19 protein-coding genes are annotated in these 21811 nt (G+C 61.6%); 6 read left to right on the top strand and 13 right to left on the bottom strand.

The window, feature by feature from the left end; translation table 11 throughout:
• The first annotated feature begins 32 nt into the window (after positions 1-32).
• The 4 genes from mtnA to G7Y54_RS03740 all read left to right on the top strand — a co-directional run bounded on the left by mtnA (position 33) and on the right by G7Y54_RS03740 (position 4355).
• Positions 33-1100, top strand: a complete 1068-nt coding sequence (gene mtnA / locus G7Y54_RS03755) for an S-methyl-5-thioribose-1-phosphate isomerase (protein WP_165077444.1) — start codon at positions 33-35, stop codon at positions 1098-1100.
• Positions 1097-3145, top strand: a complete 2049-nt coding sequence (locus tag G7Y54_RS03750) for a TIGR04326 family surface carbohydrate biosynthesis protein (protein WP_165077440.1) — start codon at positions 1097-1099, stop codon at positions 3143-3145. The genes mtnA and G7Y54_RS03750 overlap by 4 nt, the downstream gene beginning before the upstream one ends.
• A gap of 84 nt (positions 3146-3229) precedes the next feature.
• Complete coding sequence (locus tag G7Y54_RS03745) at positions 3230-3712, top strand: chemotaxis protein CheW (RefSeq protein WP_165077437.1); 483 nt, start codon at positions 3230-3232, stop codon at positions 3710-3712.
• 238 nt (positions 3713-3950) lie between these two features.
• Positions 3951-4355, top strand: a complete 405-nt coding sequence (locus tag G7Y54_RS03740; RefSeq protein ID WP_206214884.1) for a cupin domain-containing protein — start codon at positions 3951-3953, stop codon at positions 4353-4355.
• A 166-nt stretch (positions 4356-4521) separates the two neighbouring features.
• On the opposite strand, the gene G7Y54_RS03735 is transcribed toward G7Y54_RS03740, so the two are convergent.
• From G7Y54_RS03735 to trxA, 3 genes are read right to left on the bottom strand one after another with little or no spacing between them, the layout of a single operon-like run.
• On the bottom strand, positions 4522-5253 hold the full coding sequence (locus tag G7Y54_RS03735) for an outer membrane protein assembly factor BamD (protein ID WP_165077435.1): 732 nt from the start codon (positions 5251-5253) through the stop codon (positions 4522-4524).
• Positions 5246-6172 (bottom strand): thioredoxin-disulfide reductase, encoded by a 927-nt coding sequence (gene trxB / locus G7Y54_RS03730; RefSeq protein WP_165077433.1) that lies wholly within the window; start codon positions 6170-6172, stop codon positions 5246-5248. Before trxB ends, G7Y54_RS03735 begins: the two co-directional genes overlap by 8 nt.
• The gene (gene trxA, locus G7Y54_RS03725; RefSeq protein ID WP_165077431.1) at positions 6172-6507 is read right to left on the bottom strand and encodes a thioredoxin; all 336 of its coding nucleotides are present in this window, start codon (positions 6505-6507) and stop codon (positions 6172-6174) included. The genes trxB and trxA overlap by 1 nt, the downstream gene beginning before the upstream one ends.
• Before the next feature lie 332 nt (positions 6508-6839).
• Here trxA and G7Y54_RS03720 point away from each other — a divergent pair, with 332 nt between their 5' ends.
• A complete protein-coding gene (locus tag G7Y54_RS03720; protein WP_165077429.1) occupies positions 6840-7721 on the top strand; it encodes an ornithine carbamoyltransferase in 882 nt (293 codons plus the stop codon).
• A gap of 448 nt (positions 7722-8169) precedes the next feature.
• Here the strand turns inward: G7Y54_RS03720 and G7Y54_RS03715 are convergent, their stop codons facing one another.
• From G7Y54_RS03715 to G7Y54_RS03670, 10 genes are all read right to left on the bottom strand, one after another.
• Complete coding sequence (locus G7Y54_RS03715) at positions 8170-8556, bottom strand: hypothetical protein (protein ID WP_165080173.1); 387 nt, start codon at positions 8554-8556, stop codon at positions 8170-8172.
• Positions 8557-9031: 475 nt separating this feature from the next.
• Positions 9032-9760, bottom strand: a complete 729-nt coding sequence (locus G7Y54_RS03710; RefSeq protein ID WP_165080171.1) for a hypothetical protein — start codon at positions 9758-9760, stop codon at positions 9032-9034.
• Between the two features lie 512 nt (positions 9761-10272).
• Complete coding sequence (locus tag G7Y54_RS03705; RefSeq protein WP_165077425.1) at positions 10273-11889, bottom strand: radical SAM protein; 1617 nt, start codon at positions 11887-11889, stop codon at positions 10273-10275.
• Positions 11890-11938: 49 nt separating this feature from the next.
• On the bottom strand, positions 11939-12646 hold the full coding sequence (locus G7Y54_RS03700) for a thermonuclease family protein (RefSeq protein WP_165077423.1): 708 nt from the start codon (positions 12644-12646) through the stop codon (positions 11939-11941).
• Positions 12636-14402 (bottom strand): RNA polymerase sigma factor RpoD, encoded by a 1767-nt coding sequence (gene rpoD / locus G7Y54_RS03695; RefSeq protein WP_165077421.1) that lies wholly within the window; start codon positions 14400-14402, stop codon positions 12636-12638. Before rpoD ends, G7Y54_RS03700 begins: the two co-directional genes overlap by 11 nt.
• A complete protein-coding gene (gene dnaG, locus G7Y54_RS03690) occupies positions 14389-16122 on the bottom strand; it encodes a DNA primase (protein ID WP_165077419.1) in 1734 nt (577 codons plus the stop codon). The genes rpoD and dnaG overlap by 14 nt, the downstream gene beginning before the upstream one ends.
• A 46-nt stretch (positions 16123-16168) precedes the next feature.
• Positions 16169-18595 (bottom strand): Smr/MutS family protein, encoded by a 2427-nt coding sequence (locus G7Y54_RS03685; protein ID WP_206214883.1) that lies wholly within the window; start codon positions 18593-18595, stop codon positions 16169-16171.
• A 133-nt stretch (positions 18596-18728) separates the two neighbouring features.
• Positions 18729-19181: a GatB/YqeY domain-containing protein gene (locus tag G7Y54_RS03680; protein WP_165077417.1), complete on the bottom strand. Its 453-nt coding sequence runs from the start codon at positions 19179-19181 to the stop codon at positions 18729-18731.
• 382 nt (positions 19182-19563) lie between these two features.
• A complete protein-coding gene (gene rpsU, locus G7Y54_RS03675; protein WP_165078020.1) occupies positions 19564-19767 on the bottom strand; it encodes a 30S ribosomal protein S21 in 204 nt (67 codons plus the stop codon).
• A 215-nt stretch (positions 19768-19982) separates the two neighbouring features.
• Positions 19983-20255, bottom strand: a complete 273-nt coding sequence (locus G7Y54_RS03670; RefSeq protein WP_165077415.1) for an HU family DNA-binding protein — start codon at positions 20253-20255, stop codon at positions 19983-19985.
• Between the two features lie 246 nt (positions 20256-20501).
• Here G7Y54_RS03670 and G7Y54_RS03665 point away from each other — a divergent pair, with 246 nt between their 5' ends.
• A complete protein-coding gene (locus G7Y54_RS03665) occupies positions 20502-21794 on the top strand; it encodes a competence/damage-inducible protein A (protein ID WP_165077413.1) in 1293 nt (430 codons plus the stop codon).
• The last annotated feature ends 17 nt before the right edge of the window (positions 21795-21811 follow it).

Raw genomic sequence — 21811 nt, 5'->3', positions numbered from 1 at the left:
GCGCGGAAGACGCGGATTTCAAGGGAAAACCAGTGAACAGCCATATCCGTTTTGATGGGGAAGCAGGGGCGCTCCACCTGCTCGACCAGCGCAAGCTGCCGGAAGTGGAGGCGGATGTCGGCTGCGTGACGCCGGATGACGTTATCGCAGCCCTCAAGACAATGGTGGTGCGCGGCGCGCCAGCCATCGGCGTGACCGCGGCCTTTGGCTGCGCCTTGGCCGCGCGGGGCGTGGCTGCCGAAGACACGGAAGCCGGGCGCCGGCGCCTTGAGGGGGATCTCGACCGCATCGCGCAGGCGCGGCCCACGGCCGTCAACCTGCGCTGGGCCGTGGAACGCATGCGTCGCGCCTGGCGCGCGGCGGAAAGTGCCGGGCCGTTGCCTCTGCCTGCTGTGGCGGCGCTCTTCGAGCGCGAGGCATTGGCCCTCCAGCGGGAGGACGAAACCCTGTGCCGTTGCCTCGGGCGCCACGGGGCCGCGCTCCTGCATGACGGCGACACGGTATTGACTCACTGCAATGCCGGGGCCCTGGCCACGGCCGGCTACGGCACGGCGCTCGGCGTCATCCGCGCGGCGTTGGAAGAGGGCAAGCATATCAGCGTCATCGCTGACGAAACGCGGCCTTTTCTTCAGGGCGCGCGGCTCACCGCGTGGGAGCTCGCGAGCGACGGCATTTCCGTGACGGTGGCCTGCGACAATGCCTGCGCCCACCTCATGAGCCGGGGGATGGTGCAGGCCGTGGTGGTGGGCGCGGACCGCATCGCGGCCAACGGCGACACGGCCAACAAGATTGGCACCCTGGGCGTCGCCATCCTGGCGAAGCATTTTCAGGTGCCCTTCTATGTGGCGGCGCCGCTCTCCACCATCGACGCCGCCACGCCGGACGGCGCCGCCATCCCCATCGAGGAGCGCCCGGCGGAGGAAGTCACCCACATAGGCGCCCGGCGCATCACCCCCGAAGGCGTGCCCGTGTACAATTTCGCCTTTGATGTCACCCCGGGCGCGTTCATCAGCGCCATCATCACCGAGGCGGGCGTCCTCCGCGCGCCCTATGGCGAGGCGATCGCCAAGGCCTTGGCAACGGGCGAGGAGCGCTCGTGAAGTGCCTTGTCGTCCAGACGGGCCTGGGCGTTGCCCCGGCCGGCGCCACACAGGACGCGGACACGCTTGTCGCCCTTTGGGATGACTGGGAAAGCGCGCCCGGCGTCGTCTCCATCCCCGAGCGGCTGCATGGCGAACTGCTCGCCATCCGGGCCGAGCATATGGCCTGGGCCTACGACATGGGGCGCCTCCCCGTAAAAATGGGGACTGGCCCGGCGCGCGAACTTCAGGACTGGCTGCGCTGCGGCGAGGAACCCTCCATGTGGTGGTGCTCCCTGCTCTACGAGCGCCATCCCAAGATGACGCCCCAGCTCTATACCATCTACAAGTTGCGCTGCCTCGAGCGGCTTATGGATGCGGAAGGCTGCGCCGCCCTGCACCTTGTGGGCGGCGATCAGCGCTTGCGCGCCACCCTGGCTGAACTTTGCGCGGCCACGGGGCGGCAGTTTTCGGCCGCTGCCGGCGGCACAGCCCCGGAGCATGAGGAAATCCCGCTCGCGCGGCGCCTGTATGGCCTCATGCCAGCGCCGCTGCGGGGGCTTGCGCGCTATGCCCACTGGTGGTGGAAGGTACGCCGGCACCTCAACTTTGCCGGCGCGCAGCCGGCGCGGGTTCCGGCAGGAGGGGAGCGGCTCGCCGGCACCATCGTGACCTATTTCCCCAACGTGGACTTGCAGGCCGCGGCCCGCGGGCGTTTCCGCTCCCGCTACTGGGAGGGGCTGCACGATGCGCTCAATGCCTGCGCCCGCCGGGAATATCCCCAAGGCGGCCATTTCGTGCGCTGGCTTTTCATCCGCTTCCCCTCGCCGGAGCTCAGTTTCGCCCAATGCCTCAAGCTGCGCGACCTCTTCCGCAAGACCGGGAAAGACGGCCTCTCTTTCCACTACCTTGAGGAATTCCTCGCCACAGGCGACCTTTGGGCGGCCCTCGGGCGCTGGCGCCGTCTTTCCCGGGCGTGCCGGCGCATTGAGGCACAGGCGGCTGCCGCATGCCATTTTGCAGGCTCGAAGCTCAATTTCTGGCGCTATGCCAAGGATGACTGGGCCGAATCGTTCCGCGGCTGGCGCGCGCTTGAGCGCTGCCTGCAACAGCGGGCCTTCCTGCGCTATGCGGCATGGTGCGGACCGCAGCGCTGGACGCTCTTTCCGCTGGAGAATTGCCCATGGGAGCGCATGCTTACCACGGCCATGCGCCTCAGGGGCGCGGCGCGGGCCGGAGCGCCCGAAGCCGCATCCGGGGCTGCGCAGCCTGTGGCCCCGGGCCCGGTCATCGGGGCGCAGCATTCCAGCATCCGGCCCACGGACTTCCGCTATTTCGATGATCCGCGCACCTTCAGCGCGCCCGATTGCGCCCTGTTCCAGCCCGAGGCCATCGAGGGCAACGGCCGCTCGGCCTGCCGCCAGTGGCTCGAGGCGGGCATGCCCCCCGCGCGCCTCGGCGAGGTGGAGGCCCTGCGCTACCTCTATCTGGCGCAGCACAAGCCAAGCGCCCCCCCGAAGGAAGAAGCCCTGCCGCCGCAAGCGGGCGAGCCGGTGGACGGCCGTCACGGCCCTCGCCTGCTCCTGCTCACGAGCTTTTTCAGGGACGAGACCGAAGCCCACCTGCGCCTGTTCGCCCGCTGTTACCAGCAGGGGCTCCTCGAGGGCTGGAACATCACCGTCAAGCCGCATCCATATCTCCCGGTGGAGGACATGTTGCGTGGCCTGCTCGGCGCCGATGCCGAAAAGGTGCGCATCAGCAGCGCGCCGCTGGCGCTGGCGCTCGCCCCGGGCGTCATGGTGTGGACTTCCAATTCCACCACCGCTGCCCTCGAGGCCGCGCTCAAGGGCCTTGCGCTCATGGTCATGATGCCGCGGGACGATTTTGACCTCTGCCCGCTCCAGGATGTGCCGGGCCTCGCGCGCACGGCCACGCCAGAGGATGTGCGCCGCCATCTGGCCGTGCCCGCCACGCCCGCGCTGCCGGGGGAATACCTGAACCTTGATGCGGCATTGCCCCGCTGGCGCAAGCTCCTCGGGCTCGGGGCGGCGCACGCGGCAGAGTGAGCCCCGGGTACTAAGTTTTTTTGGAGAGTGCCGATAAGTGAGGCACAAGGGGGCGGCGCATGCGCCGCGCAAGGAGGATATGCCATGACTCAGGTTGCCACGTCCCCGGGCCATGATCCGCATGACGACGACCTCATCCAGCTCGTCACCTTCCGCATCGGCGAGGAGGAGTTCGGGGTGGACATCCTCGCCGTGCAGGAGATCATCCGCCTGATGCAGATCACCATGGTGCCCCGCGCGCCGGAATTCATCGAGGGCGTCATCAACCTGCGCGGCAAGGTTATTCCCGTCATCAACATGCGCACGCGCTTCAACAAGGCCGCGCACAAGCCCGACAGCAACACCCGCATCGTGGTCATGGAGCTGGAACAGAAGATCGTGGGCTTTCTCGTGGACGGCGTTTCCGAGGTGCTGCGCATCCCCGAAAGCACAGTGGAAGATCCGCCGCCGGTGGTGGCGGGCATCGGCTCCGAATATATCCGCGGCATCGGCAAGCTGGACAACCGGCTGCTCATCCTGCTGGACCTGGACCACCTGCTCGGCAGCATCGATTTCGTCCCTGCTTAAGGCCCGTGTGCGGCCGCCCGCGGCGCGGCCTCGGCACAGGCCGGGGAGCCAGCGCGGGCTTGCAGGGACTTTGGGGGAGAAAGGAAGGGGGACGCCCGGAAGCGGGCGTCGGGACGGGCGGCGGACGCGCGGGGCGTTGTCTGCCGCCCGGCGTTTTTAATGTGGTACTTGAACAATCTGGGCGTCGCCGGCCTGTGCCGCCAGAACGCCTGAACCCGGAAACAGCAAGGACAGACAGATGCCAGAACCAGCCATGGGGCCCTTCAAGCGGGGGGAAGTCAATCCGTACGGGCAATTTTTTCAGGGGCAGAGTTACCTGAACATGCTGACGAGGGACGGCCTCCCCATCGGCAATGTCACCTTTGAACCCGGGTGCCGCAATAACTGGCACATCCATCGTGCGGCTGAGAAGGGCGGGCAGATCCTGCTCTGCACCTGGGGCCGGGGCTGGTACCAGGAATGGGGCAAGCCGGCCCAGGAACTGCGCGCCGGGGATGTGGTGGTCATTCCGGCCAATGTCAAGCACTGGCACGGCGCGGCAAAAGACAGTTGGTTCGTGCATCTCGCGGTGGAGGTGCCGGGCAAGGATGCCTCCACCGAATGGCTCGAGCCCGTGGGTGACGAGGAGTACGCCAGCTTATAGGCGCAGGCTTGTTTTTTGCGCCACGGGCGCGGACCGGGGGCGCCGTAGGGTGCGCGGGCGCAGGAGCCTGCCGCAAGTTTGGGCCTCGGCCACGCCTCAGGACAGAAAAGGGCTGCCGGTCTTGCCGGCAGCCCTTTTGCATCTTTTCAGCCCATGTTCCTCGCCGCTAGAGCCAGGTGAACCAGTTCTTCCAGGAGCCCTGGCGCTTTTCGCGCGTCTCGGCGGCCACTTCGGAACGGTACTTGTGGTAGGCGGCGATGCTCTTTTCCTTGGCGTGCTCCGCCACCTCGGGCACATCCTTGAAGTTGTCCGCGACGAACTCGTAGCGCCGCCACGCGGGGCCGTACTTGCCCATATGCCAGAAGACATCCGCGATATAGAGCTCATGCTCGGCCATGAGCTTGCGGCAGGTCAGCATGTTTTCTTCGGCGCTCTTGGCATAGGGCGAATCGGGGTAGGACTGCTGGAGGCGGCTGAAGCAGTCATAGGCCTCCTGCAGCTCCGTGGTGGCGCGGTCGATGGAGCGGAACTGTTTCAAAAGCGACATGCCCGTCTGGTAGAGCACATAGGGCATCGCCTCGTGACGCGGATGGAGGGCCTCAAAGTCCTTGTAGGTCTCCGCGGCGAGGTCATACTCCTCATCGAGGAAGTAGGCGTCGCCGAGGGAGAGCTCCGCGTCGATGGTGTAGGGGCTGAAGGGGTAGTTGTCGCGCAGCTTGTTGTACAGCTCCACCGCGCGCACATAGTTCTTTTCGCTCATGGCATCGTTGGCCGCTTCAAAGATCTCCTGGGCGGTATCTTCGGCCGGCGGCAGATAGAGCATGTCTATGATGCCGCAGCCGGCGAGCGCGCCGAGCGAGAGGGCCAACAGAAGGCAGCGGAGCAGTTTTTTAGCCATCGAGCTGTTCCAGAAAGACGAATGCCGCCTGCGCGGCGGTCGCGCCGTCGCCGGCAGCGGTGATGACCTGGCGGCAGAGCTTGGAGCGGATGTCGCCCGCGGCGAAGATGCCCGGCACATTGGTGCGCATTTCCGTATCCGTCACCAGAAAGCCCTGATGATCCCGCTCCACGGCCTCGGGGAGGAAGCCTGTCTGGGGGATAAAGCCCACATAGATGAACAGGCCATGCACCGGCAGGATCTCCTGCGAGCCCGTCACCACATTTTTCAGGGCAAGGCCGGTGAGTTCCTTTTCGCCCTCCAACGCCTCGATAACGGTGCTCAGGTGCACTTCCACCTTGTCATTGGCGGCGATCCTGTCCTGATAGATCTGGTAGCCCCTGAAAGCGTTGCGGCGGTGGATGAGGTGCACCTTGGACGCGATGTTGGCAAGATACAGCGTCTCTTCCAGGGCCGAATTGCCGCCGCCCGCCACGGCCACCACCTGATTGCGGTAGAAGTTGCCGTCACAGATGGCGCAATACGAAACGCCGCGCCCGATGAAGGTGTCTTCCTTCTCCAGGCCGAGCGTGCGGTGGCGCGCGCCCGAGCACACGAGGACAACGCGGGCGTGGTACTCGTCCTCGCCCGCCTCGGCCTTGATGGTGAAATCCCCGGCTTTGCCGGTGATGGAACTCACCTCGCCCTGGGGGCGCTCGATGGAGTTCAGGTCAGCCAGATGGGCCGCAAACTGATCCGCCAGCTCATAGCCCTTGATGCCCTGCGGATAACCGGGGTAATTCTCCAGTTTTTCCGTCAGCAGCACCTGGCCGCCCGGCGTCAGGTTCTCGAAAAGGAGCACCGAACAGCCGGAGCGGGCCAGGTAGAGGGCAGCCGTTATGCCGGCAGGACCAGCACCAACGATAACGGCGTCATACATTAGGCAACGCCTTCATTAGGCAAAGCCTTGGAATCAACCATCTTCTTGAGGGCGTCCTTGGTGATGGCGCCCGTGACCTGCTCCACCGTGTCGCCACCCTTGATGAGCACCATGGTGGGGATGGCGCGCACGCCGTACTGGGTGGGCGTGGCGGGGTTTTCATCCACATTCATCTTGTAGAAGCGAACGCGGCCTTCATATTCCTTGGACACCTCCTCAATGATCGGGGCCATGGCCCGGCACGGGCCGCACCAAGGCGCCCAGAAATCGATAAAGACCGGGATGTCGCTCTTCATGGCGTTCGCAAACGTGGCGTCAGTAAGTTCTTCGACCATGGTACTCTCCTTGGGTTAGTGGCGGCGATTGCGCCGGAACCGGCCTCGGCGGACAGCGCCGTGCCCGCTCCTTGAGGGAGAAGCCCGGGGGCGTTCTCCTTCGATTCTTGTAGTTTCAGCGGCGCATGCTGTCAAGGCATCGTGGCCGGGCGCGCACCCCGCTTTTTGCGCGGACGAGAACTTGCGGCGGCGTCAAGGAAATTTTTTGCGGAAACTTCTGAACGCATCTTGCTTGCCGCGCGCCGTCTGGACACGGCCCGGCCCCCCTGCTACTCTTGAAGCGCGTAGAGCGCGACGCTCTCTCACGTATGCAGTTCATCAGGGAGGAAGCCATGGCGCGAAATGTCCTGACCATTAGGGAACTGGGCCCGGAAACCTGCTGGCTGCTCGTGCAGCAGGCCATCGGCATCCCGGATGCCAAGCTGCAATCGGATTTCATGAGCGAGAAGGTGGCGCTGCTCGCCTTCGCCCGCCATTCCCTGCCCGAACGCCTCTGCGTCACGGCCGCCGTGCGCCAGATGGGCGGCACCACCATCTTCGAGGGCAGCCCCTCCGGGGCTTGGCATCAAGAGGTCAGTGACTTCCAGAAACACCTCATGCCCATCTTCGGCTATTACCTCGATTGCCTCTATACCTACGCGCTGCCCGTGACGACATGGAACGTCTCGGAGGTTGATGTGCATTTCCCCATCATCAATGCCGGCAGCCCGGACGCGCATCCCGCGCACGCGCTGGCCGACATCGCCTGCATGCTGCGCATCGCGCGCGACCTTGCGGGCGTCACCGCGGCCTGGGTGGGCTGCGCCAACGGCACGCTCCATTCGCTCATCGAGGCGACGGCGTGGTTCCCCTTCGCCCTGCGCGTGGCAGTGCCGAAGCAGTTCGACATTACAGGCTTGGAAGCCAAGGCGGCGCGTATCGGAAGCCCGGTGACCTTTGTGGAGTCTCCCGAAGAGGCGGTGAAGGACGTGAACTTTGTGTTTGCCGGCTACCGCGGGGAGCTGGACGCCCTGCAGCAGGCGGACTGGGCCATCACGCCGGAGCTCATGGGGAAGGCCATCCCCGACGCGCGGCTTTTGCTCTGCGCCTCGCCGGTGCGCGCCATCCCCGTTGCGCCGGCCGTGCTCTCCAGCAAGGCGTCGCTTCTGGTGCGCCAGGCTGAATACCGCCTGCGCGTGCACAAGCGCATCCTGCACTGGGTCTACGAGGCTTGAGGCGGTAAGCATACCCCCCTTGGGCTTTGCCGGGGGGGGTATGCTTACTTCTTGATAAGAGAGCGAACCCGGGCCGAGATACATTTTTGACATTCGGGCAGCATCTGAGGCCGGGGTGACTTGTAGGATAATGAATCGCGTATTTGGGTGAGTTTCGGTCCGAACCAAAAGGAGAAAAAGTCCCGATCATTGGTTGGGCAGGGGAATGTCTTGGCCCACAACCGGCAACATCCGGGGAAAAACATCCCGTCTGGCGTAATGTTTCCCATTAGGAGGGTGTCAAAACATATATACTTTGCATAGGGGCCAGTATTGGGACGTGGTATACATGGCCCATACTTATAGTTCTGCTTGAGAGGATATTTATTATGATGTGGACTTATAAAATAATAACCTTTGTCTGCTTGTGTTATCGCTTGGCCTTCTAAGGTGATCTGGAAACTCCCTCTCACACACTTTCTTTCTCTCTCTCTCTCTCTCTCTCTCTCTCTCTCTCCTGCTCTTGGAGTGATTTGAAAAGGAGTTTTTGTTCCGCAAGTGTTGGTCTTTCTTCAATCCCCCCACCGATAGGGTCATAATAGTGAAGATGTACTGCGTCAATTTTATTATATTCGGCCCAGCGACATAAGTCGAGCACGCAAGGAAGTGTTTTACGTGTTATAGTTGGATAGAGAGCAACTTTAATTCTTTCAGGATCACGTTTTGCCAAAAGCCGCTCTACGTTTTTTTTGACCACATCCCACTTTGCACCCACCCGCTGCGCCTCAAACGTGTCCCCCATAGCATCAATGCTAAACCGAACCGTACCAACGCCATTAATTATTGCCTTTAACATATGATCCGGCAAAACTGTACCATTTGTCTGTAAATTAAAGGCTTTGTTATACCAGTGAGTTGACAGTGCGCCTGTGCTGCGGGGGTAACGCCGAAATTATCCGTCAAAAACAGCCTTTTCGGTGCTGGCCGCGTCAGAGAAAAATTTCCTCGGTCGAGTACTGAAGTACACTCCCTTCGGAAATTTTTATCTTCCTTGCCAGCCCCGAAAAATCTTATTTTTTAGGATTCTTCCGGCACCTGCACCCGTCTTCCGCTTCGCTCCAGACGGAATGAAGGAATAATCTGTCAACTGCCTTGTATAACACAGCCAAATTAAATTGACATCCATATTTATTTAAGAGTTCCATAAGAATTGGAAGATCATCATATAACAATTGTTCGCCAAAACTATTAAGTTCTACTGCCTCCAGATAGGGGAAAAAAACTTCTGCAACTTTTAACAAAAACTCAGTATTGATGGTATGCCCTCTAATTCAATTTTCTCTATACATTTTTTGTGTACCGCAAATTGTACAACGAATATTACAGAGTGTAGAGAGTGAAAGATTCAAATACCGCGGAAGTGGTTGATCATTGAATCCAAGATGAAAAGATAATTCGCGAGAACTCGCAATTGGGTGGGGCAATTTTTCTTTGAGGATGACAATACCCCAAAAAAAATCGTCCCTTCTTTTTGGGCACATAAATGCTGAATTTTTGGCAAACTCTCCCCAAAATTGAGAAGATGAGGTATAATTATCTTCAAAGAAATGCCATTCGCCTGAACGGAAAATGCCGAGCGAAGAATACATATATCCGGGTAATTCGTTAGACAAACCTTCGGGAAATGTGAGGGGAGCAGCATATCCAAGAGGAAGGAGTACTTTATTTTTTGGTAATTTGTGAGATACAATATAAGGAAGATAAAAGTGCGGTGTTTTTTTTATATTCTTTTTTAAATGGACATTAACAGAATAGTCGTCAGACCTCTCTCTCTCTCTCTCTCTCTCTCTCTCTCTCTCTCTCTCTCTCTCTGAAACCAGTAATGATAAATTTTTGAGGAAAGGAAAACGATCCATCCAATTCAGGTCTTGAATCGCTTTGTCTACGCAGCGCGTATTTGCGGGAGGTTGGTACTCAAAAATATCGATATGAGCACCAGCAGGGAGGACCTCATCGAGTTTTCTACAAGATCTATACTGTTTTTCAGACATTCCGCTCATGGAAACTCCTCTTGCCGGGGCAAAAGCACTACCACATGAAACAAGTGTTAGTTGGCGTCAACCTGGAAACACTGCCGACCTGAAAGGGCCCCAGAGTGTACTGAGAAGGACACGGGTGCGGAGTTTGATGTGGCGCGCCGGGGTCGTTCATCGGGAAAAAGTGCAACGAACATCGATTGCACACATAGTCTTCTGCACAAGCGGCATCTCTGGCAAATGGGCTCACATGGCGCACTTCTTAGGGCCCGACTTGGCCTGAAGCGTACACTCGCGCTCCTGGAAATTTGGCCCGGGGTCTGGGTGCGGGTAAGAAAAGCCCGCACACGAAGCAACCATGAGGTCGTTGAGCTGGCAGCCGTCCTATTTTTAAAAGATCTCTTGGCTAAGTGTCCGCGTTGTTCAGCTATCCTGATTCCCTGGGAAAGTCAATGCGTTCACATAACGCTTATAAGCTTGGCATTAGGAATGACATGGTTGCATAAACATTTGTGCCAAGAAAGGGGTGTCTTCCTTTAATATTTTAAATTTTGACGATAATGAGCGGCAATACATTTTTGGCATTCCGGAACCATTCTCGGATGGGGTGTCTCAAATTTTAAAGAATCACGTAAAGATGTTAATTCTTTACCAAACCATAAATCAAAAAACTCCTTATCGGTTTTTGGGCAGGGGAAGCTTCTTTTATAGAGTTGGCAGCACCCTGGGAACACCATTTCATCTGGTGTGATCTGGGCTGTCATCAATGGCAAGATACATTTATATCTGGAATAAAAACTTCTTTCTTGTGGAAGCTTTGAATCAGTATATTTATGGGGGGAAATAAAGTCGGCAGGCAGGGAATCCGGGTTCCCACAGGCAAGAAATTGGTTTTCCAATTTGATCAATAAATCAGGTTTTTCGGCATCGATGTATTCTTTCAGCATGAGACAAAGATTGTTTTGTTCAGCGAGGGATGGTCGTTTTTCGATGCCGTTTTCTATGGGATCATAATAATGCAGGTGGACATAATCAATTCCGATATCGTCAGCCCAACGACAGAGATCGAGTATGGCTGGAAGCGTTTTGCACGTAATGGCAGGTGAGATGCCTACTTTAATTTTTTCTGGATTTCGCCTGGATAAAATACGCCTAACATTTTCTTCTACGATATTCCATTTTGCACCGATACGTTGGCTCTCAAAGATTTCTCCCATGGCATCAATGCTAAAGGTTACCATACCTTTACCGGATAAAATGGCCTCCAATTTTTGATCTGGCAAGGTAGTTCCATTAGTTTGCAGCCTGAACTGACAGTCATATTTATTTAATAGCGCCATAAGAAGTGGAAAATCATCATATAACAATTGTTCTCCGAAACTATTAAATTCTACTGTGTCAAGATAGGGGAAAAAGACATCAGCAATTTTCAATAAAAACTCTGTATTAATAATGCGCCTCTTAATACCTTCTGCTATAAATGAATCTTGAGCTCCGCAAATTGTACACCGAATATTACATAGAGAGGAAAGTGAAAGATTTAAGAACTGCGGAAGTGGCTGATCAAGGTAACCTAGATGGAAAGAAATTTGGCGTGATATTCCGATTGGATGAGGGAGTTTATCCTTCAGGATAATGATACCCCAAAAAAGTTTCTCTTCGGCTGACAAGGTTGGAAAAGTTTTAGAAAAATGATTCCAGAAATCCTCTGGTGAAGCATAGTCTCCATCAAAGAAAACCCATTCATCGTCATGAAAAACGGCAAGCGCAGAATACATATAGTCGGGGAGGGAGGGCTGCAACCCTTCGGGAAATTCCATGGGAAGCGCATGGCCGAGAGGCAGGATTACTTTATCATTTGATAACGCATCGTGCTTGAAATAGGGAATGTGAAGTAATGGTATGTTTTCAGTACGCGGATCCATTAATTGATTGCTACTTGATGAAAGAGCGCATTCCCTCTTTAGTGCAGGCAGTGCTAGCCTTTCCAGAAAAGGAAATCGATGCAACCAGTCCAACTCGGGCAGCGTCTCTTGTCTTCTGTTGTTGCTGGTAGAAGGATGATAGTCAAAAAAATCTAAATTGACTTCGGTGGGAAATCCGGAAGCCATATTTTCATTATTCATATAATATTTTGGGGAGATGTCGTTCATGGATGGCCCTCTTGGGAGGTGAGGATGGCAGAAGCCCCGTCAGATGCCCTTACCGGGCGTCGGGCCAGAACAGGCAGACACGCGCCGGCGCGTAGCCGGCCAGGAAGGCGTCCATGAGCGTGCCGAAGTGGACGCGGTTGCGCGGCTTGATGTGCCGCGCCTCCGGGCAGTTCACCGGGAAAAAGCGTAGCGAGCCGCGATTGCCCACATAGGTCTCCTGCGCGAGCGGAAGCTCGAGCAGGTGGGCCCACAGGCCGCGCCGCTCGTGGATGGCCTCGGCCTGAAGCTCGCGCAGGCGCTCCTGGAAGTGCGGCCCGAGGTCGCGATGCGGATAGAAAAAGGCCGCGCCCGATGCCACCATGAGGTCATTGAGCGAGCGGCCGTCCTCAAGGCGCACATCGGCCACGAGGCGCCCGTGGCGGTCACGGTCGCTCACGCCGGCGGAATAGAGCGAGACCTGCTGGCCGCGGGTGAGCCGCTCCAGCTCCGCCTTTGCCTCCCGGGCATAATATTGCGGCGTGGTCTCGCCGCGCCCGAGCTCCGGCGAGTCAATGCCGGCGAGGCGCACCACGCGCCTGTCCCTGAGCTTGAAGGTATCCCCGTCAAAGCAGTGGGCCACCATGCCGTCCGGCTGCGCGAGCGGCTGATCTTCCGCCCGGAGCGGCGACAGCGCGTAGAACAAGAGGGCCAGCACCGCGCCCAGGGCGCAGAGCGCGGCGCCGGGCTTGCGCACCCCGAAACGGGACTCAGTTTTCATAGTACGACCGCAGAGGCTGGCTGCGCACCGGGTGGCGGAGCTTGCGCAGCGCCTTGGCCTCGATCTGGCGGATGCGCTCGCGCGTCACGTTGAAGAGCTTGCCCACTTCCTCAAGGGTGTGGTCGCTCTTTTCGGCGATGCCGAAGCGCTTGCGCAAGACCTGCTCCTCGCGCGGCGTGAGGTCGGCGAGCACGGCGGCAAGCTGCTCCGAGAGCTTGGTGTTGATGACTTCCTCCGCCGGGGCCACGGCCTTCTTGTCCTCGATGAAGTCGCCTAGGCTGGAGTCCTCCTCGTCGCCGATGGGCGTTTCGAGCGAAATGGGCTCTTTCGCTATCTTGAGCACTTTCTTGACCTTTTCCACCGGGTATTCCATGCGCTCGGCGATCTCTTCGGGCGTGGGGTCGCGGCCGAGCTCCTGCACGAGGTAGCGCGAGGTGCGGATGAGCTTGTTGATGGTCTCGATCATGTGGACCGGGATACGGATGGTGCGGGCCTGGTCGGCGATAGCGCGGGTGATGGCCTGGCGTATCCACCAGGTGGCGTAGGTGGAGAACTTGTAGCCGCGCTGGTATTCAAACTTGTCCACGGCCTTCATGAGGCCGATATTGCCTTCCTGGATGAGGTCGAGGAACTGGAGTCCGCGGTTGGTGTATTTCTTGGCGATGGAGACCACGAGCCTCAGGTTGGAGCGGATGAGCTCCTGCTTGGCGCGCATGGCGGCGGAATTGCCGCGCTTGATGCGCCAGAGCACTTCCTCGAGGTCGCCCACATTGTGGCAGCACTTTTCCTGCAGGCGGTTCAGGATCTCGATCTTGCCCATGATCATTTCCTTGAAGGAAAAGAGCTCGTCCACGCTGAGCCTGAGGTCGCGGGCGGCTTCCACCGGGTTGATCTCGCGCTTTTCGAGGCCGTCGAAGAGCTGCTGGATCTCGGCCTGGGTGCGCCCTGTGGCGAGGATATAGGCCGTGAGGTCGCGCTGGCAGTTGTGCATCTGGCGCACATAGTCCTCGACGGTCTCGATGATGCGGTCGATGAGCGTTTTTTCCAGCTTGATGTCGCGCAGGCGGGTTACGATGTCTTCCTTGAAGGCGATGATCTTTTTCTGCAGGTCGGCCACGCGGCGCTCCAGCGTGCAGCATTCGTCGAGGCGCCGGTAATAGTTGCGCTTTTTCTTGAAGACCTGGCGGATCTCGTCGAGGAGGAGGATGACGCGCTGGCGCTGGTTCATCTCGTCCTCGCTGGGGTCGTCCTCCTCGATGGTCTTGACCACGTCCTTGAGCTTGATGCGGTTCTGCTTCAAGTCTTCGCCCACGTTGATGAGCTCTTCCACGGCCACGGGCACTTCGACGAGGGCGTAGAGCACGTCCTGCTCGCCCATCTCAATCTTCTTGGCGATGACCACCTCGCCGTCGCGGTCGAGCAGGGGCACGGCGCCCATCTCGCGCAAATACATGCGCACCGGGTCGGTGCTGCGGGAGGAATAATCGCCGGAATCCTCGTCTTCGGCGAGGTCGAGGTTGCCCTCGGCCATTTCCTCGTCGCCATCTGTGGCGGCGGAAATCTTCTTGCCGTCCTTTTCGGAATCGACGATGAGGATCTCGAGCTGCTCGAAGATGCCGATGATCTCTTCAAATTGCTCCTGGGTGTTCATCTCCACCGGGAGCGCCTTGCTCACCTCGTCGAAGGTGAGAAAGCCGGCGCCCTTGCCCTTGGCGATAAGCACCTGTATTTGCTGGACTTCTTTAAGATTGCTCATGGCCGTTCTCCAAGGTTTCCTTAAGAGCTCGAAGATATTCCAAATCCGCCGCAAAGTCACTCTTTCCCGTATTCTCGCGTAACGCTGCGGAAATAGAGGATTTTTTTGTCCGCTCGTAATAGGTTTCAAGGTCTCGGCGCAGGCATTCCAGCTCCCAGTCGGCGGTTTTCAGGGGGGCCTTGCCGGGCCCGCGCTGCTCGAACCAGAATTTTTTCTGGCGCTCGTCGAGGTGGTAGGGGGTCTCTTCCGCCCCCCATTCCTCGATGATGTCCCAAAAGCGGCGCGCAGCGGCCGAACGCAGGGCGAGGTCCGCGCCGAGCTCGCGCAGGTCGGCCAGGCGTTCCGGGTAGCGCACGGCATAGATCATGATCTGCACGTCGCGCATGTTCTGGCGCGCGCGGCTGGCCGAGACGTGGGCGCCCGCAGCGCCGCGCCTGGCGTCGAGGCGCACGGCCGCGCCCCTGCGCAGCTCCTCCTCCGAAATCTGGAGGTGCCGCGCCAGCGTGGAGGCATAGGGGCTCACCAGCTCCGGCACCTCCACATGCCCGAGAAAGTCCCGCGCCCACTCCACGCTCTCGCGCGGGGCGAGCGCGCGCAGGGCGTCCACGCAGAAGCGCAGCCCCTCCTGCGCGTGCGCCTGCAACGCCTCAAAGGCCTCCTTGCCCGGGCCGCGCAAAAGGCTGTCTATGTCCTCGCCTTCGGGCATGAGCACCACCCGGCAGGAGAGCCCGCGCGTGAGCAGCATCTCGCAGGAGCGCAGCGCCGCCTTGCGGCCCGCCCGGTCGCCGTCGAAGAGCAGGAGCAGCCGCGAGGCGAAGCCCGAAAGCCGCTTCACCTGGTCCGGCGTGAGCGCGGTGCCCAGCACGCCCACGGCGTTGGTGTAGCCGAACTGGTGCAGGGTGAGCACATCCATATAGCCTTCGGTGAGCATGGCCTCGCCGCTCGCCGCGATGGCGCGCCTGGCCTGCGCCAGGCCGTAAAGATGCTCGCCCTTTTTATAGATGGGCGTGTCCGCGCTGTTGATATACTTGGCCTCGTCCTCCCCGCCGATGATGCGGCCGCCAAAGGCGATGACCTGGTTGGACAGGCTGCGGATGGGGAAGATGAGCCGCCCCCGGAAGCGGTCATACGCGCGGCCGCTCGACGAGGTGCCGAGAAGGCCGGCCTGCGCCGCCTGGGCCGCGCCAAAACCCGCGCGCCTGAGGGTGTCGGCGAGGGATTGCCACTGGCGCCCTGCCCAGCCGAGGCCGAAGCGCTCCACGATTTCTTCGCTCAGGCCGCGCTTCGCGATATAGGCGCGGCACTCCTCGCCGTCTGCCCCTCGCAAGGCCCCGGTGAAATGGGCGGCCGCGAGCTCGTGCATCCGCAGCATGGCCTGCCGCTCGGACTGGCGCTCCCGCTGCCGTGCCTCGCCGCCGGAGGAGCGCCCGCCGCGCTCGATCTCGATGCCGAGCTCCGCCGCGAGCTGCTCCAGCGTATCCCGGAAGTCGAGGCCGTTGATGCGCCCGTAAAAGTCAAAAAGGTCGCCGGAGGCCTGGCAGCCGAAACAGTAGAAGAGCCCCTTTTCCTCATTGACGGAAAAGGAGGGCTTGGTCTCCTGGTGGAAGGGGCAGGGCGCCACCCAGCGCGGGCCGTTGCGCTTGAGCTCCACATAGCGGCGCACCACGTCCACGATATTCAGTCGTTCCTTAATAAGCCGGATGGCATCCCTTGACTGCATGCCTGCCTCGGCGCGCGTTGTGACAGGAAAAGCGCGGCAGCCCGGCCTACCGCAACACCACGATGGTCATGCCGTCGCCGCCGCGGTCCTCGGGGGCGAGCGTCGCGCTGGCGACAGCGGGATGGGCGCGCAGAAACTCCTGCAATTCACGGCGCAGGGCCCCGGTGCCGCGGCCATGGACGATCTCCAGCTCGGAAAAGCCCGCGCGCAGGGCCTTGTCCAGGAAGCGCTCCGTGGCGGCGATGGCGTCGGGCGCGCGCTGGCCGCGCACATCGAGGCGCATGGCGGCGCCATCTTCCTGCGCGGCGGCTGCCTTGCGGGGAGCCGCCGACGGCGCACGCACCGGCCCCGCTGCGGCCTTGTCGGCGCCCGGGGCCGCGGCCTCGCGCAGGTCGCGCCGCTCGGCCCAGAGGATGACGCCGTTCATGTCCAGGCGCACGCGGCCGCGGCGTTCGTCCACGTCTGTCACCACGCCCCGCTTGTTGAAGACCGTGTGGAACACCTCCTGGCCCACGCTGAGCGCCCGCGCCTCGGGGAGCGCCGAATCTGCGGGCGCGTCGCCCGCGGGAGCCAGCGAGGCGCGCAGGCGCGACATCTCCTTGAGGGACTGCTTGGCCGTGGCGCGGCCCTCCTTCCAGGCGCGCATGAGCTCTGCCGCGTGGCGCCGCGTCTCGTCGTGCAGGCGGGCGCGCTCCTTTTCGAGGCGCTCCTTCGCCTGCGCGGCGGCAGTGTGCGCGGCCTCGCGCTCCTTCTTGAGGGCGCCAAGCTCCGCCTCGCGCTGTGCGGCGAGGTCGTTGAGGCGACCGAGGAGGGCGGTGGTGTCCTGCCCGTCCTGCAAAAGATAATGCTCGGCCCGGCGCAGGATGTCCTCGGGGAGGCCATGCTCGCGCGCGGCGTCCAGCGCCTGGCTCGCGCCCACCTGGTCATAGGCGAGGGCATAGAGGGGCCTGCGCGTGGTGGGGTCAAAGAGCATGGAGGCCGCGCGCACCCCCTCGCGCGTGAGAGCGTAGGACTTGAGCGCCGGAAAATGCGTGGCCGAGAGCGCGAAACAGCGCTTGTCCAGGAGGCCGTCGAGCACGGCCTGGGCCAGCGCCGCGCCCTGGGCCGGGTCGGTGCCGGCGCCGAACTCGTCGAGCAGCACGAGGCCCTGCGCGTCCAGATGCTTCCAGGCCTTGGCGAGATGGTCGATCTGCGCGGTGAAGGTGGAGACATTGCCGTCCAGGCTCTGCTCGTCGCCGATGAAGGCGTCCATGCGCTCGAACCACGGCAGGTGCGAACCGCTCGCCGCGGGGGCCGGCAGGCCGCTCATGGTCATGGCCGCGATGAGCCCCAGCGTCTTCAGGCAGACGGTCTTGCCGCCCGCGTTGGCGCCCGTGATGACCAGCACGCGCTCGCCGGGCCTGAGGATGATGTCCAGCGGGCGCACGGGCTCAACTGCCCGGGAACTTTTGCCGGATTGGAGTGTGCTCTCGCGCGCTTCCTGCCCCTGGCGGGCGAGCACCAGCAGGGGGTGGCGCGCGCCTGCGAGGGCGATGCCTTCCTCCGCGGGCGTCAGCGGCAGCGGGCGGGCGTCCAGCGCCTCGGCGAGGCGGCGCTTGGCCTGGAGCAGGTCGAGCTTTGCGAGCAGCGCGAGCGCGCCCCGAGCCCCGGGAAGTTCGCTCACCAGCAGGTCGCGCAGGTAGGCGAGCACCTTGCGCTCCTCCTCGCGCTCCTCATGCTTGAGCTCCTGCAGGCGGTTGTTGATTTCGACGAGGAACAGGGGCTCGAAATAGCAGGTCTCGCCCGTCTGCGACCAGTCATGGATAATGCCCTGCACGCGCCCCTTGAAATTGGCCTTCAGCGGCAGGACATACCTGTCGGAGGAAAGCGTCATGAAGTCATCTTGCAGATAGGGCACGAGATTGTATTGCCGCGCGAAATCCTTGACTTTCCTGAGGCAGCCCTGGTGCAGCCGGCGCACTTCGCTGCGCAGGCGGTAGAGCTCGGGCGAGCTTTCATCCTTGAGGAGGGCGTCGTCGGAGATGCAGCGGTTGAGGGCTGCCGTGAGCTGGGCGGGCAGTGGCCGCTCTTCGGCAAGCTCCAGGAGCAGCGGCCACGTGCGGGCCGCTTCCGGCACGGTGATGGAGGCATGGGCCCTCGTGGCCGCGCGCAAAAGCTCGCGAAGGGCCCAGAAGGCTTCGGTATCGGGGACGGCCCGATGGGGGACCGGGGTGCCCTCTGCGGCTGCCTGGAGCAGGCCTGAAACGTCCGGGAAGCCACCGAGGGTGAAGGGCCGCCCGCTGGTGGGCTCGGGCGTGGCCGCCCACAGGGCGGCCTCCTCATAGAGCTTGAGCGCCTTGTGCGCCGCCGCGGCATCGGGCAGCGGCTTCAGCGCCTCGGCGAGCGCGCGCCCCGGCGCCGAGATGCAGCGCTGCGCCAGCGCGGCGACGATCTTGTCGAATTCAAGGGCCTGAAGGGTGCGGGGATGTATCATGATCCTGCATCACGGGCTTGGTTGGTGATGCCGCACAAGATAAGGCCGCCCCACGGTCTGGCAATGGCACACCCAGAGAAAAAAACGCGGGAGCGCCCCGCTTTCCGCCGGGGCTCAGGCGGAGGGAAGCGGGTCAGGAAAGGCGCTTCTTGACGGCGGCGGCCACTTCCTTGCCATCGGCGCGGCCCTTGAAGGCGGTCATGATGGCGGAAATGACGCGCCCCATGTCGCGCGGCCCGGTGGCGCCAAGATCGTCCACGGCGGCATTGACGGCGGCGTCGAGTTCTTCCGGGGAGAGCTTTTTCGGCAGATAGTGCGTGAGGATGGCCAATTCCTGCGCCTCTTTTTCGGCGAGGTCGGGGCGATTGGCGGCCGTGTACTGCTCGATGGAGTCCTGCCTTTGCTTGGCCTCCTTGAGGAACACGTCCAGCAATTCGTCATCGTCCAGCGTGCCCCCGGGCCGGCGCAGTTCCACAAGGCGGTTTTTCGCGGCGGTCTTGACCATGCGCAGCACGCTCACGCGGAGCGCGTCCTTGGCCTTGTAGGCCTGTACATAGTCATTTTCGATCTGTTCCGTCAGGCTCATGACGATCCTCGTACTTGCAAGAGAGAGTGGGTAAGGTTTTGTTGTACCTGTGATGCGTCACCAGTGAGCTTGTGCTCCACGGATATTGCCGAAATTATCCGTCAAAAACAGCCTTTTTGCTGCTGGCTGCGTCAGAAAAAAATTTCCTCGGTCGAGTACTTGAGTACACTCCCTTCGAAAATTTTTGTCTTCCTTGCCAGCAGCAAAAAATCTTATTTTTTAGGATTCTTCCGGCACCAGCACCCGTCTTCCGCTGCGCTCCAGACGGATTGAAGGAATGACCATCAAGCGCGCCATACAACGTAACCCTCTGAAGAAGACGCAAGCGCTGCGGGAAACCCGAGGATCTCCCGCAGCGCTTAAGTAGAAGGTGTGGCGGAGCTTAAGCCATGTTCATCTTGCGCATTTTCTTCATCAGCCGCTTGCGGGCGGCGGCCTTCTTCTTCTTGCGCATGACGCTCGGTTTTTCGTAGTGCTGGCGCTTCTTCATTTCAGAAAGAATGCCGGCCTTCTCCACCTGCTTCTTGAAACGGCGCAGGGCGATGTCGAAGTTATACTCGTCATCATTAAGAAAAACTCCGGGCACGAACATCACCCCCTTCAGGCGCCGTGGCGGCGCAAAAATGCGAAAAGCATCCATACTCCATGCGGAGCGGAAGTTCAAGCAAAAATATCGGCGGGAATGCAAAAAAAAGTGCGCCCCGTGCACAAGCGGCCGGAGCTTGAGCGCGGGAGCACGGCGGACAACGCCGCGGCAGCCGCACCACAAGTGCCAGGGCTGCCGCGGCGCGGGAAAAGTGGTCAGTTGAGCGCGTCCTTGAGGGTCTTCCCGGCGCGGAAGCGCACCATCTTGCAGGCCGGAATGGTCAGGGTCTCGCCGGTGCGCGGATTGCGACCCTGGCGCTCCTTGCGGTTCTCAACGGCAAAGGTGCCGAAGCCGGTGAGCGTCACCTTGGAATCCTTGCACAGGGCCTCTTCCACGGCGGTGAGAAAGGCGTTGAGGGCCCTTTCGGCACCAGCCTTGGTGAGATTGCCCCTGGCAGCGATTTTTTCGACAAGTTCGGCCTTGGTCATCAGCGTTTCCTCCTGATAGATGGCGTGACGGCAACCGCGTATCGATTCCCCACTCGACGGCCAGCGCCGTGGCGGCAACGTCGTACACATGAAACTCAAACGCTTTTGGGCCGGCTTGTCAAGGGCGGATGCCCGGTTGCGCCCACCGAACTCCGCTCCCGGCCCTTGCAGAGGGGAAGGCGGGAGGCTAAATAACTCCCCGCATGTGGGGCGCAGTTTGAACGCAGCCGCGCGCAAGGAGCAGGCGTGAAAGCGGAAATCATCTCGGTGGGAACGGAACTTTTGCTCGGGCATACCGTCAATTCGGACGCGGCCCATGTGGCGCGGGAGCTCGCGGCCTTCGGCATCGACCTCGAGCATGTGCAGACCGTGGGGGACAATGCCGGGCGCCTTGAAGCCGCCTTGCGCGAAGCCCTCTCGCGCAGCTCGCTTGTGGTCTGCACCGGCGGCCTCGGGCCCACGGATGACGATCTCACCAAGGAGACCGTCGCCCGCGTGGCCGGGCGCCCGTTGGTGGAAGATGCCGCAAGCCTCGCCCGCCTCCGCGAATATTTCGGCACGCGCCCCATGGGCGAAAACCAGCTCAAGCAGGCGCTGCTGCCCGCCGGGGCCGAGGCCTTCCCCAACAGCGTGGGGACGGCGCCGGGCTGCGCCGTACCCGTGGGCGCTGACAAGTTTGTCCTGCTTTTGCCCGGGCCGCCGTCCGAGCTTTTGCCCATGCTGGAGAGGAGCGTCCGCCCCTTTCTCGAGGAGCGCACGGGCGAGGTCATCGTCTCGGCCATGATCCGTACTTTCGGCATCGGCGAGGGCGCCGCGGCCGAGCGCATCCGTGACCTCATGCAGGGCCGCAACCCCACCGCGGCCACCTATGCCACTGACGGCGAGATGTTCGTGCGGGTCACGGCCAAGGCCGCCAACGTGGCGGAGGCGCGGGCCCTGGCGGCGCCGCTTGTGAGCGCGGTGTGCGAGCGCCTCGGCGATGTGGTCTACGGCGTGGATGTGTCGAGCCTGGAGGCTGTGGTGGTGGCAGGGCTCACCGATGCGGGGCTGCACCTGGTGACGGCCGAGTCCTGCACCGGGGGCCTGCTCGCCAAGCGCATCACCGACCAGCCGGGGGCTTCCGCCGTGTTCGAGACCGGCCTTGTCACCTATGCCAACAGCGCCAAGACGCGCCTGCTCGGCGTGCCCGAAGAGGTGCTGGCCGCCCATGGCGCCGTGAGCCCGGAGACGGCCTCATGGATGGCCGACGGCGCGCGCGTGCGCCAGGGGGGCGACCTCGGCATCGGCATCACCGGCATCGCCGGGCCGGACGGCGGCACGCCGGAAAAGCCCGTGGGCCTCGTCTATATCGCCCTCAGCACGCCGGACGGCATCTGGCTGCGCGTCATGCGCCCGCTGGGGCGCTACCTCGGCCGCAACTGGACGCGCCAGCGCGCGGCGAGCCACGCCCTTGACCTCGTGCGCCGCCGGCTGGCCGGCCTCCCCATGGAAGCGGAATGGCGGGAGAATATCGGCGCGCGGGCAACCGACGGCGCATGAGGCCGGTGGCTTTGCCG

Origin of the sequence: Desulfovibrio sp. ZJ746 (assembly GCF_011039155.1) — a bacterium.
Taxonomy (GTDB): Bacteria; Desulfobacterota; Desulfovibrionia; order Desulfovibrionales; family Desulfovibrionaceae; genus Desulfovibrio.
The sequence above is the reverse complement of the archived record's forward strand: the minus strand, read 5'-3'. Positions and strand labels throughout refer to the sequence as shown.

Coding starts and splice junctions, on each gene's coding strand:
- G7Y54_RS03745 (WP_165077437.1), top strand. CDS start 3,230: ATGACTCAGGTTGCCACGTCCCCGGGCCATGATCCGCATGACGACGAC.
- G7Y54_RS03740 (WP_206214884.1), top strand. CDS start 3,951: ATGCCAGAACCAGCCATGGGGCCCTTCAAGCGGGGGGAAGTCAATCCG.
- G7Y54_RS03735 (WP_165077435.1), bottom strand. CDS start 5,253: ATGGCTAAAAAACTGCTCCGCTGCCTTCTGTTGGCCCTCTCGCTCGGC.
- trxB (WP_165077433.1), bottom strand. CDS start 6,172: ATGTATGACGCCGTTATCGTTGGTGCTGGTCCTGCCGGCATAACGGCT.
- trxA (WP_165077431.1), bottom strand. CDS start 6,507: ATGGTCGAAGAACTTACTGACGCCACGTTTGCGAACGCCATGAAGAGC.
- G7Y54_RS03720 (WP_165077429.1), top strand. CDS start 6,840: ATGGCGCGAAATGTCCTGACCATTAGGGAACTGGGCCCGGAAACCTGC.
- G7Y54_RS03715 (WP_165080173.1), bottom strand. CDS start 8,556: ATGTTAAAGGCAATAATTAATGGCGTTGGTACGGTTCGGTTTAGCATT.
- G7Y54_RS03710 (WP_165080171.1), bottom strand. CDS start 9,760: ATGAGCGGAATGTCTGAAAAACAGTATAGATCTTGTAGAAAACTCGAT.
- G7Y54_RS03705 (WP_165077425.1), bottom strand. CDS start 11,889: ATGAACGACATCTCCCCAAAATATTATATGAATAATGAAAATATGGCT.
- G7Y54_RS03700 (WP_165077423.1), bottom strand. CDS start 12,646: ATGAAAACTGAGTCCCGTTTCGGGGTGCGCAAGCCCGGCGCCGCGCTC.
- rpoD (WP_165077421.1), bottom strand. CDS start 14,402: ATGAGCAATCTTAAAGAAGTCCAGCAAATACAGGTGCTTATCGCCAAG.
- dnaG (WP_165077419.1), bottom strand. CDS start 16,122: ATGCAGTCAAGGGATGCCATCCGGCTTATTAAGGAACGACTGAATATC.
- G7Y54_RS03685 (WP_206214883.1), bottom strand. CDS start 18,595: ATGATACATCCCCGCACCCTTCAGGCCCTTGAATTCGACAAGATCGTC.
- G7Y54_RS03680 (WP_165077417.1), bottom strand. CDS start 19,181: ATGAGCCTGACGGAACAGATCGAAAATGACTATGTACAGGCCTACAAG.
- G7Y54_RS03670 (WP_165077415.1), bottom strand. CDS start 20,255: ATGACCAAGGCCGAACTTGTCGAAAAAATCGCTGCCAGGGGCAATCTC.